General features: G+C 67.6%; 22 protein-coding genes and 1 tRNA gene. 12 read left to right on the top strand and 11 right to left on the bottom strand.

Annotation, left to right across the window (positions count from 1 at the left end; genetic code table 11):
• Nucleotides 1-276: 276 nt before the first annotated feature.
• The 4 genes from acs to IBX22_RS19285 all read left to right on the top strand — a co-directional run bounded on the left by acs (nucleotide 277) and on the right by IBX22_RS19285 (nucleotide 5,385).
• Nucleotides 277-2,232, top strand: a complete 1,956-nt coding sequence (acs, locus tag IBX22_RS19300) for an acetate--CoA ligase (protein WP_194816923.1) — start codon at nucleotides 277-279, stop codon at nucleotides 2,230-2,232.
• 384 nt (nucleotides 2,233-2,616) lie between these two features.
• Complete coding sequence (gene nhaA, locus IBX22_RS19295) at nucleotides 2,617-3,864, top strand: Na+/H+ antiporter NhaA (protein ID WP_194816922.1); 1,248 nt, start codon at nucleotides 2,617-2,619, stop codon at nucleotides 3,862-3,864.
• Nucleotides 3,861-4,355, top strand: a complete 495-nt coding sequence (locus IBX22_RS19290) for a phage holin family protein (protein ID WP_194816921.1) — start codon at nucleotides 3,861-3,863, stop codon at nucleotides 4,353-4,355. Before nhaA ends, IBX22_RS19290 begins: the two co-directional genes overlap by 4 nt.
• A 79-nt stretch (nucleotides 4,356-4,434) precedes the next feature.
• Nucleotides 4,435-5,385 (top strand): alpha/beta hydrolase, encoded by a 951-nt coding sequence (locus IBX22_RS19285; protein ID WP_309234683.1) that lies wholly within the window; start codon nucleotides 4,435-4,437, stop codon nucleotides 5,383-5,385.
• On the opposite strand, the gene IBX22_RS19280 is transcribed toward IBX22_RS19285, so the two are convergent.
• The 4 genes from IBX22_RS19280 to nth form a co-directional block, all read right to left on the bottom strand.
• Complete coding sequence (locus IBX22_RS19280) at nucleotides 5,378-6,571, bottom strand: MarP family serine protease (RefSeq protein WP_194816919.1); 1,194 nt, start codon at nucleotides 6,569-6,571, stop codon at nucleotides 5,378-5,380. The genes IBX22_RS19285 and IBX22_RS19280 overlap by 8 nt on opposite strands.
• Nucleotides 6,568-7,272: a CoA pyrophosphatase gene (locus IBX22_RS19275; protein WP_194816918.1), complete on the bottom strand. Its 705-nt coding sequence runs from the start codon at nucleotides 7,270-7,272 to the stop codon at nucleotides 6,568-6,570. The genes IBX22_RS19280 and IBX22_RS19275 overlap by 4 nt, the downstream gene beginning before the upstream one ends.
• A gap of 121 nt (nucleotides 7,273-7,393) precedes the next feature.
• Nucleotides 7,394-8,023 carry a TlpA family protein disulfide reductase gene (locus IBX22_RS19270; RefSeq protein ID WP_375540255.1) on the bottom strand — a complete coding sequence of 210 codons (630 nt, stop codon included), beginning with the start codon at nucleotides 8,021-8,023 and terminating at the stop codon, nucleotides 7,394-7,396.
• Nucleotides 8,020-8,730, bottom strand: a complete 711-nt coding sequence (gene nth, locus IBX22_RS19265) for an endonuclease III (RefSeq protein ID WP_228539176.1) — start codon at nucleotides 8,728-8,730, stop codon at nucleotides 8,020-8,022. The genes IBX22_RS19270 and nth overlap by 4 nt, the downstream gene beginning before the upstream one ends.
• Nucleotides 8,731-8,962: 232 nt before the next feature.
• Here nth and IBX22_RS19260 point away from each other — a divergent pair, with 232 nt between their 5' ends.
• Together IBX22_RS19260 and IBX22_RS19255 are read left to right on the top strand one after the other, a co-directional pair.
• Complete coding sequence (locus IBX22_RS19260; protein ID WP_309234682.1) at nucleotides 8,963-9,190, top strand: hypothetical protein; 228 nt, start codon at nucleotides 8,963-8,965, stop codon at nucleotides 9,188-9,190.
• A 177-nt stretch (nucleotides 9,191-9,367) separates the two neighbouring features.
• On the top strand, nucleotides 9,368-10,042 hold the full coding sequence (locus IBX22_RS19255) for a Crp/Fnr family transcriptional regulator (RefSeq protein WP_019044571.1): 675 nt from the start codon (nucleotides 9,368-9,370) through the stop codon (nucleotides 10,040-10,042).
• A gap of 80 nt (nucleotides 10,043-10,122) precedes the next feature.
• On the opposite strand, the gene IBX22_RS19250 is transcribed toward IBX22_RS19255, so the two are convergent.
• The 3 genes from IBX22_RS19250 to IBX22_RS19240 all read right to left on the bottom strand — a co-directional run bounded on the left by IBX22_RS19250 (nucleotide 10,123) and on the right by IBX22_RS19240 (nucleotide 11,626).
• Nucleotides 10,123-10,914: an MBL fold metallo-hydrolase gene (locus tag IBX22_RS19250; RefSeq protein WP_194816915.1), complete on the bottom strand. Its 792-nt coding sequence runs from the start codon at nucleotides 10,912-10,914 to the stop codon at nucleotides 10,123-10,125.
• Nucleotides 10,915-10,987: 73 nt separating this feature from the next.
• Nucleotides 10,988-11,458, bottom strand: coding sequence for a RidA family protein (locus IBX22_RS19245; RefSeq protein ID WP_194816914.1), 471 nt, complete (start codon nucleotides 11,456-11,458; stop codon nucleotides 10,988-10,990).
• Between the two features lie 3 nt (nucleotides 11,459-11,461).
• Nucleotides 11,462-11,626 carry a DUF4177 domain-containing protein gene (locus IBX22_RS19240; protein WP_194816913.1) on the bottom strand — a complete coding sequence of 55 codons (165 nt, stop codon included), beginning with the start codon at nucleotides 11,624-11,626 and terminating at the stop codon, nucleotides 11,462-11,464.
• A 192-nt stretch (nucleotides 11,627-11,818) separates the two neighbouring features.
• Between IBX22_RS19240 and IBX22_RS19235 the strand changes: the two genes are divergently transcribed.
• Both IBX22_RS19235 and IBX22_RS19230 read left to right on the top strand, forming a co-directional pair.
• A complete protein-coding gene (locus IBX22_RS19235) occupies nucleotides 11,819-12,856 on the top strand; it encodes an ArsA-related P-loop ATPase (protein ID WP_194817799.1) in 1,038 nt (345 codons plus the stop codon).
• Nucleotides 12,857-13,972, top strand: coding sequence for an ArsA family ATPase (locus tag IBX22_RS19230; protein WP_194816912.1), 1,116 nt, complete (start codon nucleotides 12,857-12,859; stop codon nucleotides 13,970-13,972). It begins immediately after the preceding gene.
• A gap of 89 nt (nucleotides 13,973-14,061) precedes the next feature.
• On the opposite strand, the gene IBX22_RS19225 is transcribed toward IBX22_RS19230, so the two are convergent.
• On the bottom strand, nucleotides 14,062-14,385 hold the full coding sequence (locus IBX22_RS19225; protein ID WP_040686051.1) for a WhiB family transcriptional regulator: 324 nt from the start codon (nucleotides 14,383-14,385) through the stop codon (nucleotides 14,062-14,064).
• Between the two features lie 367 nt (nucleotides 14,386-14,752).
• Between IBX22_RS19225 and IBX22_RS19220 the strand changes: the two genes are divergently transcribed.
• Nucleotides 14,753-17,140: a transglycosylase domain-containing protein gene (locus IBX22_RS19220; RefSeq protein ID WP_309234681.1), complete on the top strand. Its 2,388-nt coding sequence runs from the start codon at nucleotides 14,753-14,755 to the stop codon at nucleotides 17,138-17,140.
• A gap of 64 nt (nucleotides 17,141-17,204) precedes the next feature.
• Here IBX22_RS19220 and IBX22_RS19215 read toward each other — a convergent pair whose 3' ends face one another.
• Nucleotides 17,205-17,669: a GatB/YqeY domain-containing protein gene (locus tag IBX22_RS19215; protein WP_194816911.1), complete on the bottom strand. Its 465-nt coding sequence runs from the start codon at nucleotides 17,667-17,669 to the stop codon at nucleotides 17,205-17,207.
• A gap of 121 nt (nucleotides 17,670-17,790) precedes the next feature.
• On the opposite strand from IBX22_RS19215, the gene IBX22_RS19210 reads away from it, so the two are divergent.
• From IBX22_RS19210 to IBX22_RS19200, 3 genes are all read left to right on the top strand, one after another.
• Nucleotides 17,791-18,753, top strand: a complete 963-nt coding sequence (locus tag IBX22_RS19210; RefSeq protein WP_194816910.1) for a metallophosphoesterase — start codon at nucleotides 17,791-17,793, stop codon at nucleotides 18,751-18,753.
• 68 nt (nucleotides 18,754-18,821) lie between these two features.
• Nucleotides 18,822-19,811, top strand: a complete 990-nt coding sequence (locus IBX22_RS19205) for a hypothetical protein (protein WP_194816909.1) — start codon at nucleotides 18,822-18,824, stop codon at nucleotides 19,809-19,811.
• An 81-nt stretch (nucleotides 19,812-19,892) separates the two neighbouring features.
• A tRNA-Pro gene (locus IBX22_RS19200) sits at nucleotides 19,893-19,966 on the top strand.
• Between the two features lie 60 nt (nucleotides 19,967-20,026).
• On the opposite strand, the gene IBX22_RS19195 is transcribed toward IBX22_RS19200, so the two are convergent.
• Together IBX22_RS19195 and IBX22_RS19190 are read right to left on the bottom strand one after the other, a co-directional pair.
• On the bottom strand, nucleotides 20,027-20,344 hold the full coding sequence (locus IBX22_RS19195) for a DUF222 domain-containing protein (protein WP_309234680.1): 318 nt from the start codon (nucleotides 20,342-20,344) through the stop codon (nucleotides 20,027-20,029).
• A gap of 49 nt (nucleotides 20,345-20,393) precedes the next feature.
• The gene (locus IBX22_RS19190; RefSeq protein ID WP_194816908.1) at nucleotides 20,394-20,960 is read right to left on the bottom strand and encodes a hypothetical protein; all 567 of its coding nucleotides are present in this window, start codon (nucleotides 20,958-20,960) and stop codon (nucleotides 20,394-20,396) included.
• Nucleotides 20,961-20,989: the final 29 nt, after the last annotated feature.

Raw genomic sequence — 20,989 nt, 5'->3', positions numbered from 1 at the left:
TGGGATCGACAAAGGTTCATTCCACAATTTACAAATCCGGTGGTTTGTGCTTTACACGGAAAAGATCACGCGAATGCGGCCGATCCACCGGAACATTGCCTCTACCTGAGGCCTTCGGCGGTTCGGCGGGTCGACCCACCTCACAGCCGAGTTTCCCTGGCTGTGATCGTTCGAAACCTGGTGGACACACTCGGCACGGCATCGGGCCTCGTTGGATACTGTCGACCTCGGTCGCATCGAATCGTGCGCTCAGGTTACGTGGAAAGAAGAGAAGAGATGACCGAAACCACTGCCGATCATCAGGATTCGTACCCGCCGACGCCGGAGTTCGCCGCCGCGGCCAATGCGGATGCGTCCCTCTACGCGCAGGCCGAGGCCGACCGCGACAAGTTCTGGGCCGCGCAGGCCGACCGGTTGCACTGGCACCAGCGGTGGTCGCAGGTGCTGGACTGGTCCGACGCCCCCGTCGCGAAGTGGTTCGTCGACGGCAAGCTCAATGTCGCCTACAACTGCGTGGATCGGCATGTGCTCGCCGGGCACGGCGGCCAGGTCGCCATCCACTGGGAAGGCGAGCCCGGCGATTCCCGCGAACTCACCTACAACGAGCTGCTCGCCGAAGTATCCAGGGCCGCAAACTATTTGACCGAGCTCGGACTGGAAGCCGGGGACCGCGTCGCGATCTACATGCCGATGGTCCCGGAAGCCATCGTCGCCATGCTGGCCTGTGCGCGGCTGGGCCTGACGCACTCGGTGGTGTTCGCGGGCTTCTCCCCCACCGCGTTGCGGCAGCGCGTCGACGATGCGCAGGCCCGGCTGATCATCACCACCGACGGGCAGTGGCGCCGGGGCAAAGCGGCGCCGCTCAAGGAAGCCGTCGACGAGGCGCTCTACGCGAACGGCGATGTGCCGCACAGCGTCGAGCACGTGCTCGTGGTGCGACGCACCGAGATCGAGGTGCCGTGGACCGACGGCCGCGACCTGTGGTGGCACGAGACCGTCGCGCAGGCCTCCCCCGAGCACGAGGCGCAGGCCTTCGACGCCGAGCACCCACTGTTCATCCTCTACACCTCCGGCACCACCGGAAAGCCCAAGGGCATCCTGCACACCACCGGCGGCTACCTCACCCAGGCCTCCTACACCCACCACAACGTCTTCGATCACAAAGCGGGACAAGACGTCTACTGGTGCACCGCCGACATCGGCTGGGTCACCGGGCACACCTACATCGTGTACGGCCCGCTGTCGAACCGGACGACGCAGGTGGTCTACGAGGGCACCCCCAACTTCCCGGACGAGCACCGGCACTGGAACATCGTCGAAAAGTACGGTGTCAGCATCTACTACACGGCGCCGACGCTGGTGCGCACCTTCATGAAATGGGGCAAGGAGATTCCCGCCGCCCACGATCTGTCCTCGCTGCGCGTACTCGGCTCCGTCGGCGAACCGATCAACCCGGAAGCCTGGCGCTGGTACCGGGAAGTCATCGGCGGCAACCGGACTCCGATCGTGGACACCTGGTGGCAGACCGAAACCGGATCCATCATGATCTCCCCGCTGCCCGGCGTCACCGCCGCGAAGCCGGGAGCCGCCATGACGCCACTGCCCGGCATCTCGGCCACAGTCGTCGACGAAGAAGGCAAGCCGGTACAGCTCGGCGAGACCGAGGCGAACGGCTACCTGGTGCTGGATCAGCCGTGGCCGTCCATGCTGCGCGGCATCTGGGGCGACATGGACCGCTACCGGGCCACCTACTGGGAGCGCTACGCCCAGCAGGGCTGGTACTTCGCCGGCGACGGCGCCAAGCTCGACGCCGACGGCGACCTGTGGGTGCTCGGGCGCGTGGACGACGTCATGAACGTCTCCGGGCACCGCATCTCCACCGCCGAGGTGGAGTCGGCGCTGGTCGGGCACTCCGGAGTCGCCGAGGCCGCGGTGGTCGGCGCGACGGACGCGACCACCGGCCAGGGCATCGTCGCCTTCGTGATTCTCACGGCCGAGGCGAAGGACACCGGCGCAGCGCTCATCGACGACCTCAAAGCAGAGGTATCCCGGGCGATCAGCCCGATCGCCCGGCCGCGCGAGATCCACGTGGTGCCGGAGCTGCCCAAAACCCGCAGCGGCAAGATCATGCGGCGACTGCTGCGCGATGTCGCCGAAGGCCGGGAACTGGGCGACACCTCAACCCTGGTCGACCCGAACGTCTTCGAGGCGATCCGGGCCAAACAGGCGTGACCCCGCGCCGCGGATGACAAAAGCCCGGCACAAAAGGCAGCGACGCACAGGCCGCAAACGCGCACGGATGGCAGGTGCGCAGAGCCAGCAGGTACGCAGAGGTAGCGGGTACGCACCCGGCAGCAGCGCGGCACCGTAGAAGCACCGCGGCACCCGGGAAGCAGCGCGGCACCGGGGAAGCGAAGCGCCCCCGGTGCCAATGGGCCGAAAGGTGGCCGGGACGAAAGCCGAGCGCAGCGAGGTGCCGTCCCGGCCACCACGACCAGGCGTTAGGATTGCGTAAGGTGTGCCGGGAAGTCTGGTCGGCGTGCGGTCGCGCTTCACCGCCGGTATCGGCAGGGTTGCGCGCCCGTGGCTTTTGCCCACCCCGCCGAAAGGTTTCTCGTGATCAACCAAGTGCGTTCCGAGTTGACCCGGTACCTGCGGATCGAGACCGTCGGTGGCGCCATCCTCCTCTTTGCGGCAGCGATCGCGCTGCTGTGGGTTAACTCCCCCTGGGGCGACAGCTACACCACGATCGCCGAGACGGTGCTGCCGATCAAGCCGCTGCACCTGGAACTCACCGTGGCCGACTGGACCAAGGACGGCCTGCTCGCCATCTTCTTCTTCGTCGCGGGCCTGGAGGTCAAACGCGAACTGGTGGTGGGCGAGCTCGCCGACAAGCGCCGCGCCGCCTTGCCGATCATCGCCGCGGCCGGCGGTGTGGTCGTGCCCGCGCTGATCGCGCTCGCAGTTGGCTTCGGCGTGCCCGGCATGGACAAGGGCTGGGCCATTCCGGTGGCCACCGATATCGCGTTCGCCTTGGCCGTACTCGCGATGACAGGCTCCCGGGTGCCGACGAGCGCGCGGGTGTTCCTGCTGAGCCTGGCGGTGGTCGACGATCTGCTGGCCATCATCCTGATCGCGGTGCTGTTCACCGCCTCGGTGTCGGTGCTGTGGCTGCTCGCCGCCGTGGCCGCCTGTGCCGGGTGGTGGCTGGCACAGCACAAGCGGCTGCGCACCCCGCTCGTCTACCTGCCGCTGGCGCTGGCGGCCTGGTACGCGCTGCACGAGGCCGGTATCCACCCGACCCTGGCTGGTGTCGCGCTCGGCCTGCTGACCCGGGTCAAGGCCGATCCCGGCGAAGACGAAGCGCCCGCGACCCGCCTCGAACACCTGGTGCAGCCGATCTCCGCCGGGCTGTGCGTGCCGCTGTTCGCGTTGTTCGCCTCCGGCGTTCCGTTGGACGGCAAGGTGTTCGGGGAGATGTTCACCGACCGGCTCGCGCTGGCCATCATTCTCGGCCTGCTGCTGGGCAAAGTCATCGGCATCTTCGGAATCAGCTGGGTGGCAATCCGGTTCGGCATCGCGAAACGCCCACAAGATCTCGAATATCGCGACATGTTCGCCCTGTCGGTGCTCGGTGCGATCGGGTTCACCGTTAGCCTGCTTGTGGCAGAGCTCGCGTTGGAAGGCGACTCCGTCGAATTGGCGAAGGCGGCGGTGTTGGTCACCTCAATGGCGGCATCGCTCGCCGGTTCGGCGCTACTGTTGCGACGTGGGCGTGTCCATCAGGCGCGGCGCGACGCAAAAAGCACACACCCCAGGCTTGGCGTGGGATCTCAGGACATGGAAGAAGGGTCGACGAAGTGAGTTTCGCACAGGGCAACGGGAACGACGGCGCGCGCGACCGCTCCTTGACCGCCATTCCCCTGACCGATGCCAACCCGCCCGGATCGGCGAGCTTCGGGACCCTGGTCCGCGACGCCACCGAGCAGATGTCCACGCTGGTGCGCGCCGAGGTGGCGCTGGCCAAGGCCGAGGTCACCGGTGAGATCAAGAAGGGGCTGCAGGGCAGCGTCTTCTTCATCCTCGCGCTGACCGTGCTGCTGTTCAGCAGCTTCTTCTTTTTCTTCTTCCTCGGTGAGCTGCTCGATGTGTGGCTGGCGCGCTGGGCCGCGTTCCTGATCGTCTTCCTGCTGATGATCGCCACCACCGCGGTGCTCGCGTTCCTCGGCTATCTGCGGGTCAAGAAGCTGCGCGCGCCCGAGAAGACGATCGACTCGCTCAAGCACGCCAAGGATGTGCTGCCCAGCGGATTCGGCGCCGGCGCCCAGCAAACCCATTACTCGCTCGAGAAGTAGGGCCTTCGGTCGCTCCGCGGGCTCCGCTCGGTGGGTCTCGGCGCACAGCACGCCTTTTGGCCCACTAGGCTTCCTCGGCGTGTCGTCGAACAACTTTCCGGATCCGTCCAGCGTCCGTTACGACGGACCGTGGACGCATCGGGACGTGCATGCCAACGGCATTCGCTTCCACGTCGTCGAGGCAGCCGCTACTGAGGAGAAGGTGGACGCGCCACTTGTGGTGCTGCTGCACGGTTTCGCCGACTTCTGGTGGTCCTGGCGGCATCAGCTGACCGGACTGGCCGACCTCGGCTACCGCGTGGTCGCGGTGGACCTGCGCGGCTACGGCGACACCGACAAACCGCCGCGCGGCTACGACGGCTGGACCCTGGCCGGTGATATCGCCGGTCTCATCCGCGCGCTCGGCCACACCGACGCGACCCTGGTCGGGCATGCCGACGGCGGGCTGGTCTGCTGGACCACCGCCGTCCTGCATCCGCGCCTGGTGCGGTCCATCGCGCTGGTCAGTTCGCCACATCCGGCGGCGCTGAAGAGCGCCGTGCTGCGCGACGGTACTCAGCGCGCGGCGTGGCTGCCGAACTTCCTGCGCTACCAGCTCCCCCGCTACCCGGAACACCTGCTGACCACCGCGGACGGGTTCGAGGTGGAGCGGCTGCTGCGCCAGCGGGTCGGTGGAAGCTGGTCGGGCACTGCCGAATTCGTCGACACCGCGCGGCGGATGCGTTCGGCCATCCAGATTCCGGGCGCGGCGCACTGTGCGCTGGAGTATCAGCGCTGGGCCTTCCGCAGCCAGTGGCGGCCCGATGGCCGCCGGTTCATGGCGACCATGCGGGTGCCGGTCGCCGTGCCGGTGCTCGCGTTGCGCGGAGAGCTCGACAACTATGTGGTGCCTCGCACCTTCCAGCGCGGGCACCAGTGGTCGCCCGGCGCGCGGCTGGTCGGCATCCCGGACGCCGCGCATTTCGCGCACCAGGAGAACCCGGAGGCGGTTACCTCCGAGCTCGCCCAGTTCCTCCCCGAGATCAGCTGAGGACGCAGGCCCCGGTGTTGATGGGGGTGTTCGCGGCATCCGCCGCACTGATGTCCGGCTGGATCTCGTTGAGCGTCAGCACATATCCGGTGTCGTCGTCGGTGACGGCGGCGCCGAAGACGATGCCGAGCACCTGACCTTCCGTATCCACCAGCGGCCCACCGGAATTACCCGCCCGGACCAGACCGCGCACGGTGTAGACCTCACGCTCCACGGTGCCGTTGCGGTAGATCGTCGGGCCGGTCAGGTCCAGCGTCTCGCGGACGCGGGCGGCGCTGGCCGTGTACGGGCCGCCGCCCGGGTAACCGAGCACGATCGCGCTCTCTCCCGAAGCCGCCGGCTCCGGCGCGCGCTTGACCTCCGGTGCGGTGAGCCCCGGCACCTTCAGCACCGCGACATCGCGGGACGGATCGAACAGCACGACGGTCGCGTCCAGCGGACCGCGCGGGGTGTCCACCGAGACGCTGGTGGTGCCCGCGACGACGTGGGCGTTGGTGATCACCCGCTCTTGGCCGATCACGAAACCCGAACCTTCCAGCGCCCGCTGGCAACTCGGCGCGACACCGCGGATGCGCAGCACGCTCTGCTGCAGCGCGGCCGCGACCGGGCTGGCCAGCACGCTCGGGTCCGGCGCCGCGACCGGCGCCGTGGGCGCGCGGCCGAACGGCCCGATGACATCGGGCAGCCCGGAAGTATTGAGCAGCTTGGAGAATTCGTTCGGGACCTTGCGCAGCCAGTTCGGCGCGATCTGATTGACGTCGGCCAGCACCCGGGAACCGTTGATCGCCGTGGCGATCGCTGGTTGCGAGGAGGTGGCCAGCGGCAGCGCCAGCAGCCACGCGGTGACCAGCACCGCCACCGCCTGCAGGACCGCGCCGGTCACGCTGTCGACGCTGCGGGTGAACGGGTGCCGCATACCGCCGCGCGCGGCCCGGCCCAGCACCATGCCGGCCACTTCGCCGACGATCACCAGCAGCACGATCAGCAGCACGCCGGTGAGTACCCGGGTGCGGCCCTCGTCCACATGCTCGAGGATGTGCGGGGCGATCAGGATGCCCGCGACCGCGCCGAGCACCACACCGAGGAACGCCAGCGCCGAAGCCACCGCGCCCTGCCGCCAGCCCGAGGAGGCGGCGAGCAGCGCGAGCAGCACGACGGCGATGTCGAGCCACACCGAGGACGTCATAACGTCATCCCCAATGCCGCCAGCGATTCTTCGAGATCACGCACGTCATTCTGGTCCCAATCCAGTTCCCATCCGGCGTTTTTGAAGATGCCGTGCAGGATGCCGCCGGTCAGGCCCCAGACCAGCATCCCGTCGACCTGGAAAGCCGGGCTCTGATAACCCGTGCGGCGCACCATGAACCGGTTGGCGGGGTCGAGCAGTTCCGACAGCGGCACCCGCACCACCCGCTCGGTCTCGCCTTCGTTCACCACCCGCACCTCGGCGGGATTGCGCCAGTAGCCGAGCACCGGCGTCACGTCGAAGCGCGACGGCGGGACGAACAGCTTCGGCATCACGGCCAGCGGAGCCACGTCCTCGCGCCGGACGCCGGTCTCCTCACAGGCCTCGCGCAGGGCGGTGTCGACCGGGCCCTGGTCGCCCGGGTCGACCGCACCGCCGGGGAACGCCACCTGGCCGCGGTGCTGACGCATGGTCGAAGCCCGTTGGGTGAGCAGCACATCGGCGTCGCGCGGCAGCGCCCGGGCGCTGCCTTCGGCCGAACCGCTGAACAGCACCAGGACCGCCGCCTGCCGCGGCTCCTTGATCACGGTCATGGCCCGGCGCATCGCCCGCGCCAGGGACAGGGTGTCGGTGGCGTCGGCATCCGCGGACTCGACCGCGGGGCGCAGCCACGCGGGCGCGTTCTGCGGCTCCAAGTTCATCCGCCGACTCCGGTGCTCGTTCGCAACCCAACCTCCGTCGCCGATGTTCGCACCCGCAACATTTGCTGCGAGATACCTTGCGCTGTAAACCATCTCATGTCCGCCCCGGTGCCCGCAGCGATCATGTGCGAACTCCGAGCCGGTCGGCGACAGTGTCGGCGATGTCCTCGACGCTGGTGAACCGGCGCACCACCACCTCGGCGATGGAGCCGTCCGCGCGCACCAGCACCGAGACCGGCAGCACCGCGGGGGCGCCGGCCGCTGTCCGCACCTGGGCCTTCGGGTCGAGCACACCGGGCAGCGTGACGTGCAGCTCCGGCAGCAGCGACAGCGCTGTGGCCGCTTCGGGATCGCTGTGCACAGTCAGCACGGTAATCGCGTTTCCGGCGCGCTGCGCGTACTGCTGTAGATCTGGCAACTCCTGCCGGCAGGGCCCGCACCAGTAGGCCCACAGGTTCAGCAGCGCGGGCTTGCCCGCGAGCGCGGCGGCCAGGTCGACCGGTTTGCCGTCGGCCAGACAGTCGAGAGTGAGACCGGCAAGCGGGCCGGTAGCGGCGGTTCCGGGCGCGGCCTGGGGACAGGGCGTCAATCCCGCCGCGGCGCGCAGCGCGTCGGAAACCTGGGCGCTCTGCTGGACCTGATGCGCGGGCGCGGTCTCAGCGTCATCGCGCGGCCACAGCGCGACAGCCAAAGCCACCACCGTGATCAATCCCACCAACGCCCAGCGCACCGCGATTGGCACCCTTTTCACAGGCCGACCATCCGGAGCAGATGCTCGCGTTCGGGTCCCTTCACCAGCTTGGCCGCGGCTTCGGGATCGGTCGGCCCGGTAACACCGAAGGACGGGCAGTCGTTGGCCAGCACGCACGCGCCGCAGGCCGGCTTGCGGGCATGGCAGACCCGGCGGCCGTGGAAGATCACCCGGTGCGAGAGCATCGTCCAATCCTTGCGCTCGATCAGCGCGCCGATGATGTGCTCGACCTTCACCGGGTCTTCCTCGGCGGTCCAGCCCCAGCGCCGCACGAGCCGGCCGAAATGGGTGTCGACGGTGATGCCCGGAACCCCGAACGCGTTGCCCAGAATGACGTTGGCGGTCTTGCGGCCAATGCCGGGCAACTTCACCAATTCCGCCAGAGTGTGAGGCAACTCACCCTCATGATTTTCCAGCAGGGCCTGCCCCAGTCCGATCAAGGAACTGGTCTTGTTGCGGAAGAACCCCGTCGGCCGGATGTATTCCTCCAGCTCCGCGCGGTTCGCCTCGGCGTAGGCGCGGGCGTCGGGATACTTCGCGAACAGCGCCGGCGTCGTCAGATTGACCCGCTCGTCGGTGCACTGCGCGGAAAGTATTGTGGCGACCGCCAATTCGAGCGGAGTTGTGAAGTCCAGCTCACAATGCGCATCCGGGAAGGCCGCGGCCAGGGTGCGGTTCATCCGGCGCGCCCGGCGCACCAGACCCAGCTGGGTTTCCGCTTGTCGCGACCGGGTTTTCCGCTTCGGAACGGCGGTGGATAAGGGTTGCGCATCGGTCGCCTCGGCATCCGGTGACGAACCGTTGACGGCGGCTGCAGAGGGGGTGACACGCACGCGTCCACCATACGGAACCGGCGAGCGACGGTGCCCGGTCAGTTCTGCTCCCGTGTTCCATCTGAGACCTTGACCGTGTTTACTTCCCGGTATGCAAGGACTCGCTGTGGTGCTCTTCCCAGTGGCGTTGATGCTGTTCGCACTGGTGATGGAGCGGGTCGAGAATCGGCTCCGCAAACTTCTGGAACCCGACCCCGAGGTTCAGCAGTACCTGGACAAAGCAAGCAACGCCGAGGTCACAGAGCTGACCAAGCTCGGACTCCCTGCTGCGGTAGCCCGGGTGCGCAAGCGCCGGACCCGCAGTGAAGAATTGGACGTCGCCCGCGCCAGTTAGCGGTTCGGGCGTGTCCCATAAACGCTTAATCGTCCGCAATAACCGCAGGGCAGTGCTCAACGCAATGCACTCTTTACGTGGTGTCTGTCACTACCGTTCAGTAAAGCCGCGTAGACTGCGCTGTTGGCCGATCGCTATCGGTCCAGGACAGAGCCATTTCCCATAAGGAGCACATTCGTGGACGAGGCCCTCGCCAGAGCAGGCATCTTCCAAGGCGTTGAGCCCACCGCGGTGGCCGCACTCGCCAAGCAGCTGCAGCCCGTGGATTTTCCACGCGGCCACGTCATCTTCAATGAGGGTGAGCCCGGCGACCGGCTGTACATCATCACGTCCGGAAAGGTGAAGATCGGCCGCCGATCCCCCGACGGTCGTGAGAACCTGCTGACCATCATGGGCCCGTCCGACATGTTCGGCGAGCTCTCCATCTTCGACCCGGGCCCGCGTACCTCGACCGCTACCACGGTCACCGAGGTCCGCGCCGTCACCATGGACCGGGATGCGCTCAAGGCCTGGATCGACCAGCGCCCGGAGATCGCCGAGCAGCTGCTCCGCGTGCTTGCCCGGCGTTTGCGCCGCACCAACAACAACCTGGCCGACCTGATCTTCACCGACGTCCCCGGCCGGGTCGCCAAGGCGCTGCTGCAGCTCGCTCAGCGCTTCGGCACGCAGGAAGCCGGCGCGCTGCGGGTCACCCACGACCTGACCCAGGAAGAGATCGCGCAGCTGGTCGGCGCCTCTCGCGAGACCGTGAACAAGGCCCTGGCCGACTTCGCGCACCGCGGCTGGCTGCGGCTGGAGGGCAAGAGCGTTCTCATCTCCGACTCCGAGCGTCTGGCGCGCCGCGCGCGCTGAGGCTCGAAGCCAAGTTCACACCGAGAAGCCCGCCGATTCGTCCCAGACGAACCGGCGGGCTTCGGTGTTCGGAGGCTGGATTACGGGTGCGTGCGCAGGTATTCCAGCTGGGCCTGCACCGAGCTACGGGCCGCGAGCCACAGCCGCTTGTCGACATCGGCGTACACCTTGCGGACCACCGCCATCGCACCCGCGTCCGGGCCCAGCTCTTGCAGGGCCGCGCGCACTTGCTCGAGGCGCTCCTGCCGATGCTTGATGTAATACCGCGCGACCGGCTCCAGATCGGGATGCTCGGGGCCGTGCGCGGGTAGCAGCGCCTTGCCGGTACCCGCGGCAAGCAGCCGGTCCATCGAGGCGAGGTAATCGGCGAGGGTGCCGTCGCTGGCGTCCAGCACGGTGGTGCCGCTGCCGAGGATGGTGTCGCCGGTGAGCACCGCGTCGTCGAGCACGAAACTCACCGAATCACCGGTGTGCCCCGGGGTAGCCAGCACCGCTATGCGGAGCCCGGCTGCCTCGATCACCTCGCCGTCTGCCAGGACCGCGTCCGAGCCGCGCAGGAACGAGCGGTCGGTGGCGCGTACCGGCGTGCCGGTCAGCTTCACCAGCCGGTCGATGCCGCCGGTGTGATCGTGATGCCGGTGTGTGATCAGCGTCAGCGCGATATTGCCGCCGGTGACCCGCGTGATGGCCTCGCTGTGCGCCTTGTCCTTCGGGCCCGGATCGACCACCACGAACTCCGGACAGTCCGGGGCGCGCAGGATCCAGGTGTTGGTGCCCTCCAGGGTCATCTGGCCGGGATTTTCCGCGAGCAGAACCGCGGCAGTCGGGGTGACCTGCCGCAGCTGCCCATACGCGGGGTGTGTCAGCGCCATTGTTCAAAACTAATGCGCGGCACCACGGCTGCGCATCCGCACTGCGGATCCCGGCGTTCGCCAGGGATTCTGGTCAGCGGACCTCGGCGATGACCTCGACCTCGACCGGGACGCCCTTGGGCAGCTCGGCGACGCCGACGGCGGCGCGCGCGTGCACGCCGGCCTCGCCGAAGACCTCACCGAAGAACTCCGAGGCGCCGTTGACGACCAGCGGCTGATCGGTGAAACCCGGTGCGGAGGCGACGAATCCGGTGACCTTCACGATCCGCACCACATTGTCGAGTCCGACCAGGGCGTGGATCGCGGCGAGCGCGTTCAGCGCGCAGGCCTCGGCGGCCTTGGCGGCCTCCGCGAGGGAGATCTCCGCGCCGGCCTTGCCGATCCACGGAAGTTCGCCCTTGACGAACGGGATCTGGCCCGAGGTGTAGACCAGCGAACCGCTCTGCACCGCCGGGATGTAGGCGGCGACCGGGGCCGCCACCTCGGGCAACGTCAGGCCGAGCTTGTCCAGGTTGGCTTGCCACTGCGTGGCGGGGGCGCTCATGGCTTACTGCTTCGGGCGCTTGAGGTAGGCGACGTGCTGCTCACCGGTCGGGCCGGGCAGCACCGAGACCAGCTCCCAGCCGTCGGCGCCCCACTGGTCGAGGATCTGCTTGGTCGCATGCGTCAGAAGCGGAACGGTGGCGTACTCCCACACGGTCAAGTCACTCATGAGCCGAGTCTATGGGGCAGCCCCCACCGCCTGACGTGCGCGTGCCCTCATGCGAATCCCGCGGCGACGGTTAGCTACGTCTCACTGTCTGATACAGAACTGCCGAAACGCCGCGCCTGTAGCGGATCCCTCAGGCGTGAAGTCGAAACGAGTTATAGGCTCGCGAGCGTGGGAGTACCAATAGCAGGGCCCATTTCGGCAGAGCCGACGGGTGATACAGGGGCGGAGCCCGGGCTCGAAACGGGTTGGCCGGTGCGCGCCGAAAAGGCCCGCCTGCACTTCGTTTCCGGCAAGGGCGGCACCGGAAAGTCCACGGTCGCCGCCGCCTTGGCGCTCGCGCTGGCCGCCGGCGGCAGGCGCGTACTGCTGGTCGAGGTGGAGAGCCGGCAGTCCATTGCCCAGCTCTTCGACCTGCCGCCGCTGCCGCCCACCGAGACCCGGATCGCCACCGCCGACGGCGGCGGTGAGGTGGTCGCGCTGGCGCTCGACATCGAGCACGCCTTCCTCGAGTACCTCGACATGTTCTACAACCTCGGCTTCGCGGGCCGGGCCATGCGGCGGATGGGCGCGATCGAGTTCGTCACCACCATCGCGCCCGGTCTGCGCGATGTCATCGTGACCGGCAAGATCAAGGAATGCGTTGTCCGCGTGGACAAGGCGGGCAAGCAGGTCTACGACGAGATCGTGGTGGACGCGCCGCCGACCGGCCGCATCGCCAGCTTCCTCGACGTCACCCAGGCCATGAAGGAAATCGCGAAGGGCGGCCCGATCGCCTCGCAGTCCGAGGGCGTCTCCAAGCTGCTGCATTCGGACCAGACGCTGATCCACCTGGTGACCCTGCTGGAGGCGTTGCCGGTCCAGGAGACCGCCGACGCGGTCGGCGAGCTCACCGCGAACGACCTGCACATCGGCACGGTCATCGTGAACCGGGCGTCGGAGGGTCAGCTGCCCGCCGAAGTGCGGGCTCGCGCGGCCTCCGGCGAGATCGATCGTGACGCCATCGCAGCCGGCCTGGCCAAGGCCGGGATCTCCCTGTCGGACAGTGATTTCGCGGGCTTGATCACCGAGGCGGTGGAACACTCGGCGACGCTGCAGGCGCAGGACGCCAGTGCGAGCGAACTGAGGAAGGTCGACGTGCCACAGCTGTATCTGCCCGCACTGGAAGACGGCATGGATCTCGGCGGCCTCTACGAGCTGGCCGAACACCTGAGCAAGCAGGGGGTGAAGTAAGTGGTCCCGCTGGATATTTCGAAGATCATCGAGGACCGCACCGCCCGGGTCGTGGTGTGCTGCGGTTCCGGTGGCGTCGGCAAGACCACCACCGCCGCGGCCATCGCGCTGCGCGCCGCGGAGATGGGCCGCAAGGTCGTCGTCCTCACCATCGACCCGGCGCGCCGGCTGGCCCAGTCACTCGGCGTCGCCGACCTGGACAACACCCCGCAGAAGGTGGAGCTCGGGCCGGAGATCAAGGGCGAGCTGCACGCCATGATGCTGAACATGCGGCGCACCTTCGACGACATGGTGCTCGAGCACACCAGCCCGGACAAGGCCGAGCAGATCTTCGCCAACCCGATCTATCAGACCGTGGCCTCGTCCTTCGGCGGCACGCAGGAGTACATGGCGATGGAGAAGCTCGGTCAGCTGGCCGGGCGGCGCGAGTGGGACCTGATCGTGGTCGACACGCCTCCCTCGCGCAACGCGCTGGACTTCCTGGATGCGCCCAAGCGGCTCGGAAACTTCCTCAACGGCAAGATGATCCGGCTGATCATGGCGCCGGGCCGCGGCGTCGGCCGGTTCGTGACCGGCGCGATGAGCTTGGCCATGCGCGGGGTTTCGACCGTCATCGGCGGGCAGATGCTCAAAGACGCGTCGAACTTCCTGCAGTCGCTGGAGTCGCTGTTCGGCGGTTTTCAGGATCGGGCCGACCGCACCTACGCGATGCTGTCCAAGCCCGGCACCCACTTCCTGGTGATCGCCGCGGCCGAACCGGACGCGCTGCGCGAGGCCTCGTTCTTCGTGGATCGGCTCTCGACGGAGCAGATGCCGCTGGCCGGGCTGGTGCTGAACCGGACGCATCCGGCGCTGAGCACGCTGCGCGGTGACCACGCGCTGACCGCCGCCGACCAATTGGCCGAGACCGATCCGCTGACCGCCGCGGTGCTGCGCATCCACGCCCAGCGCGCGGCGACCGCCAAGCGCGAGCAGCATCTGCTGCAGCGGTTCACCGGCGCGCACCCGCGGGTGCCGATCGCTCCGGTGACCGCGCTGCCGTTCGAAGTGTCGGATCTAGCGGCCTTGCGCGCCGTCGGTGACCAGCTGACCGGAGTGCAACCGGTCTCGGCGTGATCGCTTAAACGTTCGAAAATCAGATCGAATTGCTATGGGACAAAACGAAACCGAGCCCGCAACGCGGGCTCGGTTTTCGGCTTCTCGGCTCAGATCGCAATCTGATGCTGCCGCTGGGCTTGGAAGAAGTCTGCCCAGGACGTCACCTCCGGATGCTGTTTCAGCAGCGCCCGCCGCTGCCGCTCGGTCATGCCGCCCCACACGCCGAACTCGACCCGGTTGTCGAGGGCATCGGCGCCACACTGCATCAGTACCGGGCAATGCCGGCAGATGGTGGCGGCTTTGCGCTGCGCCGCACCGCGGACGAACAGCTGGTCGGGATCTACTTCCTTGCATCGAGCCTGGGCTACCCAGGCGATTCGCGCTTCGGCCTGCTCTACGTCCAATCGAGCGATGGGGGTTGTCATATGCATTTGGTGGGCCCCTTTGCAGTCCGAACACCGGGTCACGGCGCTCCAGAATCGCGTGCAAGCATCGCAGCAACCCAAACCCCGCTGCGAACTGCACCACATTCCACTTTGAGTGTTAGCTCTATCACACTGGGTTCTCAATCTAGGTAAAGGTATGGGGCTAGCGCAAGACCGTCTCGAGATTTTTTGGTACGACCGTCCCCGCAATCGTGATAGAGAACCGGGCGGTCGAGTCGGCTCGCCCTTCGCCATCTCGCGACACGCGGCAACCCGCGCGACGACACGCCCAACGGGGGCACGAACCGCGCGTTCGGAAGAACTCGCAAACACACCGAAGAGACCCGGAGCGGTTACCCGTAGGCTGGAGTTCGTGCCGATCACGCCGAATACACCCACCCCGTCGGCTTCGCCTTCTATCCCCCGGGCGCTCGCGAAGCTGGCCGGCAGCTGCGCGTTGGCCGCAGTGCTCGTCGCCGGGTTGTTGTTCCCTCTCGCAGGCGGTTTCGGGTTTGTCTCCAACCGCGCCGCCGACGCCGTGGACAATGTGTCCGCGGAACTGGTGGAGGGCACCGTGCCCGCCGTCTCGACGATGGTGGACACAACCGGAGCGCCGATCGCCTGGCTGTACGAGCAGCGCAGATTCGAAGTCCCCAGCGACAAGATCTCCAACGACATGAAGTTGGCGATCGTCTCCATCGAAGATCGGCGCTTCGCCGATCACGCGGGTGTGGACTGGCAGGGCACGCTGCGCGCGTTCCTGACCAACACCAGCAGCGGTGAGGTCCAGCAGGGCGCGTCCACCCTGGACCAGCAGTATGTGAAGAACTTCCAGCTGCTCGTCGTGGCCAAGACCGACGCCGAACGCCGCGCCGCCATCGAGACCACCCCCGCCCGCAAGATCCGCGAGATCCGGATGGCGCTCACCCTGGACCGTGAGCTCACCAAGGACGAAATCCTCACCCGGTACCTGAACCTGGTGCCGTTCGGTAACTCCTCCTACGGCATCCAGGACGCGGCCAAGACCTACTTCGGCGTCGACGCCGCACAGCTGAACGTGCAGCAGTCCGCGATGCTGGCCGGCATGGTGCAATCCAGCTCCAAGCTGAACCCCTACACCAACACCGAGGGCGTGCTGGCCCGCCGGAACACCGTGCTGGACACCATGATCCAGAACATCCCCAGTCGCGCCGACGAGTTCCGCAAGGCCAAGCTGGAACCGCTCGGCGTGCTGCCCGAGCCCAAGGGCCTGCCGCGCGGCTGCATCGCCGCCAACGATCGCGGGTTCTTCTGTGACTACGCGGTGCAGTATCTGGCCAACGCCGGCATCAGCCGGGACCAGATCGACAAGGGCGGCTACCTGATCAAGACCACCCTGGATCCGGCCGTGCAGGATTCGGTCAAGCGGTCGATCAACGAGACCGCCGACCCGAACCTCGACGACATCGCGCAGGTGATGTCGGTGGTCGGACCGGGCCAGGATTCCCATCCCGTGGTCGCGATGGCCTCGAGCCGCACCTACGGGCTCAATCGCGACGCCAACGAAACCATGCAGCCGCAGCCGTTCTCCCTGGTCGGCGACGGCGCGGGCTCGGTCTTCAAGATCTTCACCACGGCCGCGGCGATGGAGAAGGGCATGGGCATCAACGCCCAGCTCGACGTGCCGACCCGCTTCGACGCCAAGGGCATGGGTAACGGTGGCGCGCGCGGCTGCCCGCCGGAGACCTACTGCGTGGAGAACGCGGCCAAGTACAAGTCGCCGATGTCGGTGACCGAAGCGCTGGCCACCTCACCGAACACCGCGTTCGTCAAGCTGATCCAGGCCGTGGGCGTGACACCGACCGTCGACATGGCGGTCCGGCTCGGCATGCGGTCCTTCAACCAGCCCGGCGGCTCCGGGCACGGCAATCTGAGCGTGGCCGACATGGCCAAGAACCAAAACCTCGGCTCGTTCACCCTGGGCCCGGTCCCGATCAACCCGCTGGAGCTGTCCAATGTGGCCGCGACGCTGGCCTCCGGCGGCAAGTGGTGCCCGCCGAACCCGATCCGCGAGGTGGTCGACCGCAGCGGCAAGGTCGTACCGCTGACCCAGCAGGCCTGTGAGCAGGTTGTCGAGCCCGGTCTGGCCAACACCCTGGCCAACGCCATGGGCAAAGACCATGATCCGGGCGGCACCGCCTCCGCGGCGGCCGGGGCGACCGGCTGGAACCAGCCGGTGGCCGCCAAGACCGGTACCACCGAAAGCCACCGCTCCTCGGCCTTCCTCGGCTTCACCAATTCCCTCGCCGCCGCCACCTATATCTACGGCGACACCCCTACGCCCGGGGAGATCTGCTCGTTCCCGTTGCGCAGCTGCGGCAGCGGCAACCTCTTCGGCGGTAACGAACCGGCCCGCACCTGGTTCAACTCGGTCAAGACCGTGCTCGACCGGTACCCGCCGGGACTGCCGCCGCTGGACGACAAGTACGTGCGCGGCTCGAACAACGCACAGGTCCCCGATGTCGCCGGACTGTCGCAGGGCGAGGCGACCGCCGCACTGACCGCCGCCGGATTCCAAGTGACGGTCGTGAACGGGGCCGGGCCGCTGCCCAAGGGCGCGGTGATGAGTTCCGCGCCGAACGGGTCGGCGATCCCGGGCTCGGTGGTGACGATCTACATCAGTGACGGGACGCAACGCGCGCCCGCACCCGCGCCTGGTCCGGCGCCGCCGCCGCCGGCACTGCCGCCGGGGCTGCCGCTGCCGCCCTGGTGGCCCAGGTAGCTCTTCCAACGAAAACCGCCGACCCGGATCTTGTCCGGGTCGGCGGTTTTTCGTTTCGCTGGTGTCAGAGCCGGGCTTTGACGGCGGCCGAGATCCGGGAGCCGTCGGCCTTGCCTTCCGCGAGCGCCGTGGCGATCTTCATGACCTGGCCCATCTGACGCATGCCCGGGCGCTCCCCGTTCTCCTCCGCAACCTGGGCGATCGCGGTGTCGGCCAGATCGGCGACCTCGGCGTCGGTGAGCTGCGAGGGCAGGTACTCGTCGATGATCCGGGCCTCGGCGTGCTCGTTGGCGGCCAGTTCGCCGCGGCCGTTCTGGGTGTAGATCTCGGCCGACTCGTTGCGCTTCTTCGCCTCTTTCTGCAGCACGACGATGACGTCGGCGTCGGAGAGTTCGCGCGCCTCCGAACCCGCGACCTCGGCGTTCTGGATAGCGGACAGCAGCATGCGCAAAGTGGCGAGACGCAGCGTGTCCTTGGCTTTCATCGCGGCGGTCATATCCGTCCGCAACCTCGCTTTGAGTTCCGACATGAGCCTCACGGTAGCCGGTGCGCCGCTCCTCGCCCACCACATTTCGGCGCACACGCGGGGAACACACCCCTGTGCCTGAACACACTCGGCGGTTCGCAGGTGCCTCACCTATGCTGGGCAAATGCCCGTGATTTCGACCTCCGCTGTCCGCCGAACCGCGTTGGGAGCCGCCGGGGCCGCGGTGGCCGGAGTCGGTTATGCCTCGCTGATCGAACGAAACGCGTTCGTCCTGCGTGAGACCACGATGCCGGTGCTGCCGACAGGCTCGTCGAGCCTGCGGGTGCTGCACATCAGCGACCTGCACATGACGCCCGGCCAGAAGCTCAAGCAGCAGTGGTTGCGCGAGCTGGACCGGCTGGAGCCCGATCTGGTCGTCAATACCGGTGACAACCTCTCGCATCTGAAGGCGGTGCCCGCGGTCGTGCAGGCCATGGGTGGATTGCTTTCCCGCCCGGGTCTTTTCGTGTTCGGCAGCAACGACTATTTCGCGCCGGTGCCGAAGAACCCGCTCAAGTACTTCAAGAAGGATCACCGCCGGGTCTATGGCGCGCCGCTGCCCTGGCAGGATCTGCGCGCGGCGTTCAACGAACGCGGCTGGCTCGATCTCACGCACGTGCGCCGCGACCTCGAGGTGGCGGGTGTGCGCATCGCCACCGCCGGCGTCGACGACCCGCATCTGCAGCGTGATCGCTACGACACCGTCGCGGGCGCGCCGAATCCGCTGGCCGAGTTGCGGATCGGGCTGACGCACTCCCCCGAGCCGCGGGTGCTCGATCGGTTCGCCGAGGACGGTTACGACCTGGTGCTGGCCGGGCACACGCACGGCGGGCAGTTGGTGCTGCCGGGCTATGGCGCGCTGGTCACCAACTGCGGCATCGACAAGTCCCGGGTGAAGGGGCCCTCGAAGTGGGGCGAGCACACCCAGTTGCACGTGTCCGCGGGCGTCGGTACCTCGCCGTGGGCGCCGTACCGCTTCTGCTGCCGCCCGGAGGCCACGCTGCTGACTCTGGTCGCGGCGCCGCCGAAGCGTCCGCTCAGTGAAGCCGATCGTGGGCTGTCCGCGTCCGAGGCTGTCGCACGCTGAGTTAGCCGTACCGGCCGCGGCTTGCTAGGGTCCCCTGCCGAGACGAGAAGTCAACGCAGGGGACAACTTTGAGCGGCAGAGGATTCGACGGCTCGCGCGACGAAGGCGCGGGCAACACCGGGGTGGGGTATCCCCAGCAGCCTGTATTCGAATATTCGGGTGCGGTGGAGCAATCTGGGCAGTGGCAGCAGCCCGGCGTGGGAGAGCCTGCCCCGCAAGGTTGGGCGGGGCCGGATACGCAGTGGCAGCCCACCTTTCACAATCCGGCCCCCCACACGACCGACTGGGGACTGCCGATGCAGCCGCCCCCGATTTCACCCGGCCCGAGACCTGGGGCCAGCAAAGCGTGGATCGGGATCGCGGTGGCGGTGCTGGTGCTCCTCGGCGGTGCGACAGCGGTGGCCGTGCACGGCGAGTCCGAGGATCCGAGCATCGCGGACGCACCGGGCATGGTGAGTGCGCTGTCGACGAAGCCCAGCCCGGCTGCGAAGTCGAAGGCGGCCGAGCCGACGGCGGCTCCGAACGACGAGAAGCCGATGGTGCCCGGATACCAGGTGGTGCTCGCGCCCGACAGCGGCGCGGCCTACGACGTCCCCGCCGACTGGACCGTGGCGGCCCCGGACGTCACCGGCAAGTTCGGGGCGCCGCCCAACACCGTCATGGGCAAGGGCATGGCCTCGGAGGGCAAGGATTACTGCCCCGGCTCGACCCGCACCGTCGCGTTGCTCACCGGCTCCGATGCCGCCGATACCACCAGCGCCGCAATCGAACTCGGCGCCAAAGCCGCCCAGGCCTACTCCGGCGGCGCGAACCCCGGGCCGCCGCAACCGCTGGCCTCCTACGACGGCACCCAGAACGGAGTCTTCGTGGAAACCAGAGGCCGCATCAACAATCCGAACCCCGGCTGCGCCGCCGAATACTCCGTCTACACCTTCGCCACCCCGGCCGAGCAGGGCAATTTCGTGATGGTCATCGCTGCCGACATCGGCGTCCCCAAAGCCGTCGACCCGGACACAGCCAAACGAATCTTCGCCAGCGTCCGCCCCCGCAACACCTGACCTAGCGCCCAGATCAACCCTTTGACCTGGGGATTTAACTCCTACCCCCGCCCTGTTGTAAGCTACTCCAGGTTCGCTTCACGGGGTGTGGCGCAGCTTGGTAGCGCGCTTCGTTCGGGACGAAGAGGTCGCAGGTTCAAATCCTGTCACCCCGACGTGTTGGTTGAGACACAAGAAAGGCCCTGACCGGTTTCAATGGTCAGGGCCTTTCTGCTTCAACTGGCTGCCGCCAGCACCCTCCACACCTTTCGGGAACGCGAGCGGGCCTGCGGGGCCGCGTATTCGATTCGCCGGCGCGCTTCAGGGGCACTGATCCGCAGCAGATCCGCCAAGAGCTCCACAGTGTCCCGGTAGCCGGTGTCCGCGGCGAGGCCACGCCGCTCGGCTTCAGCGACTGCCGCGCGCATGGCGGCATCCAGTCGTCTCCGGCGGCGTTCGGTCTCGACGAGAATGCGCAGCAAGTCGACATCGGCCAGTTCTGGCCATCCCGGAGCTGGAGCATCCGGCGCCAGCACGGTCGAATGTATGGTCACCCGAAGCAGCCTACCGCAGAATAGAACATATGTTCGATTATCTGTCGGTTCAGCCGTGGGTCAATTCCTCAGCCATGCGGGTGGTGATGGTGGCCAGGACTCTAGCCGCGGTAGCCAGGTCTTCGGGTGCGACCGCGCCGTAGGCGGCGGCCACGATCGCGCCGGATTCAGCGCGAACCTTGCCCACCACGTCCTTGCCTGCGGTAGTGGGCTCGAGTTGGCCGTGGGGCATGTTCGCCAGTAGACCCTTGGCGAGTAGTGCATTCAGGGCGGTTTCGACCTCGGCAGGGGCCCACTGGGTCAATCCGGCGATCCGGTTGATGTGAGCGGCCCGCTCGACCGGCTCGCCAGTGGCCTGATTCAGCACGATCCACTGCTTCTCATCCAACGTGGTGCCGGTCAGTGCACGGGTCAGCACTGCGGTGTGGTGCTTTTCGGCTTGGCCGATGATCGAGGGAGTCAAGGTGGCGGGGGCCGGAGCTGATGGGGTCGCGGCGGCGACAGTGCTGCTCGCGGGCGGTCCGGCCTCGGCGGGCGATCCACCGCAGCCGGTAAGCAGCAATGCCGCACCGATGGCCGAGACCGCTACGCCGACAACGGTAGTTCTGCTGTTCATTTCGTGAAACCTCTTCTACGTGGATGGAC

Source organism: Nocardia sp. XZ_19_385 (genome assembly GCF_015355755.1).
In the GTDB taxonomy this organism is placed as follows: domain Bacteria; phylum Actinomycetota; class Actinomycetes; order Mycobacteriales; family Mycobacteriaceae; genus Nocardia.
The sequence above is the reverse complement of the archived record's forward strand: the minus strand, read 5'-3'. Positions and strand labels throughout refer to the sequence as shown.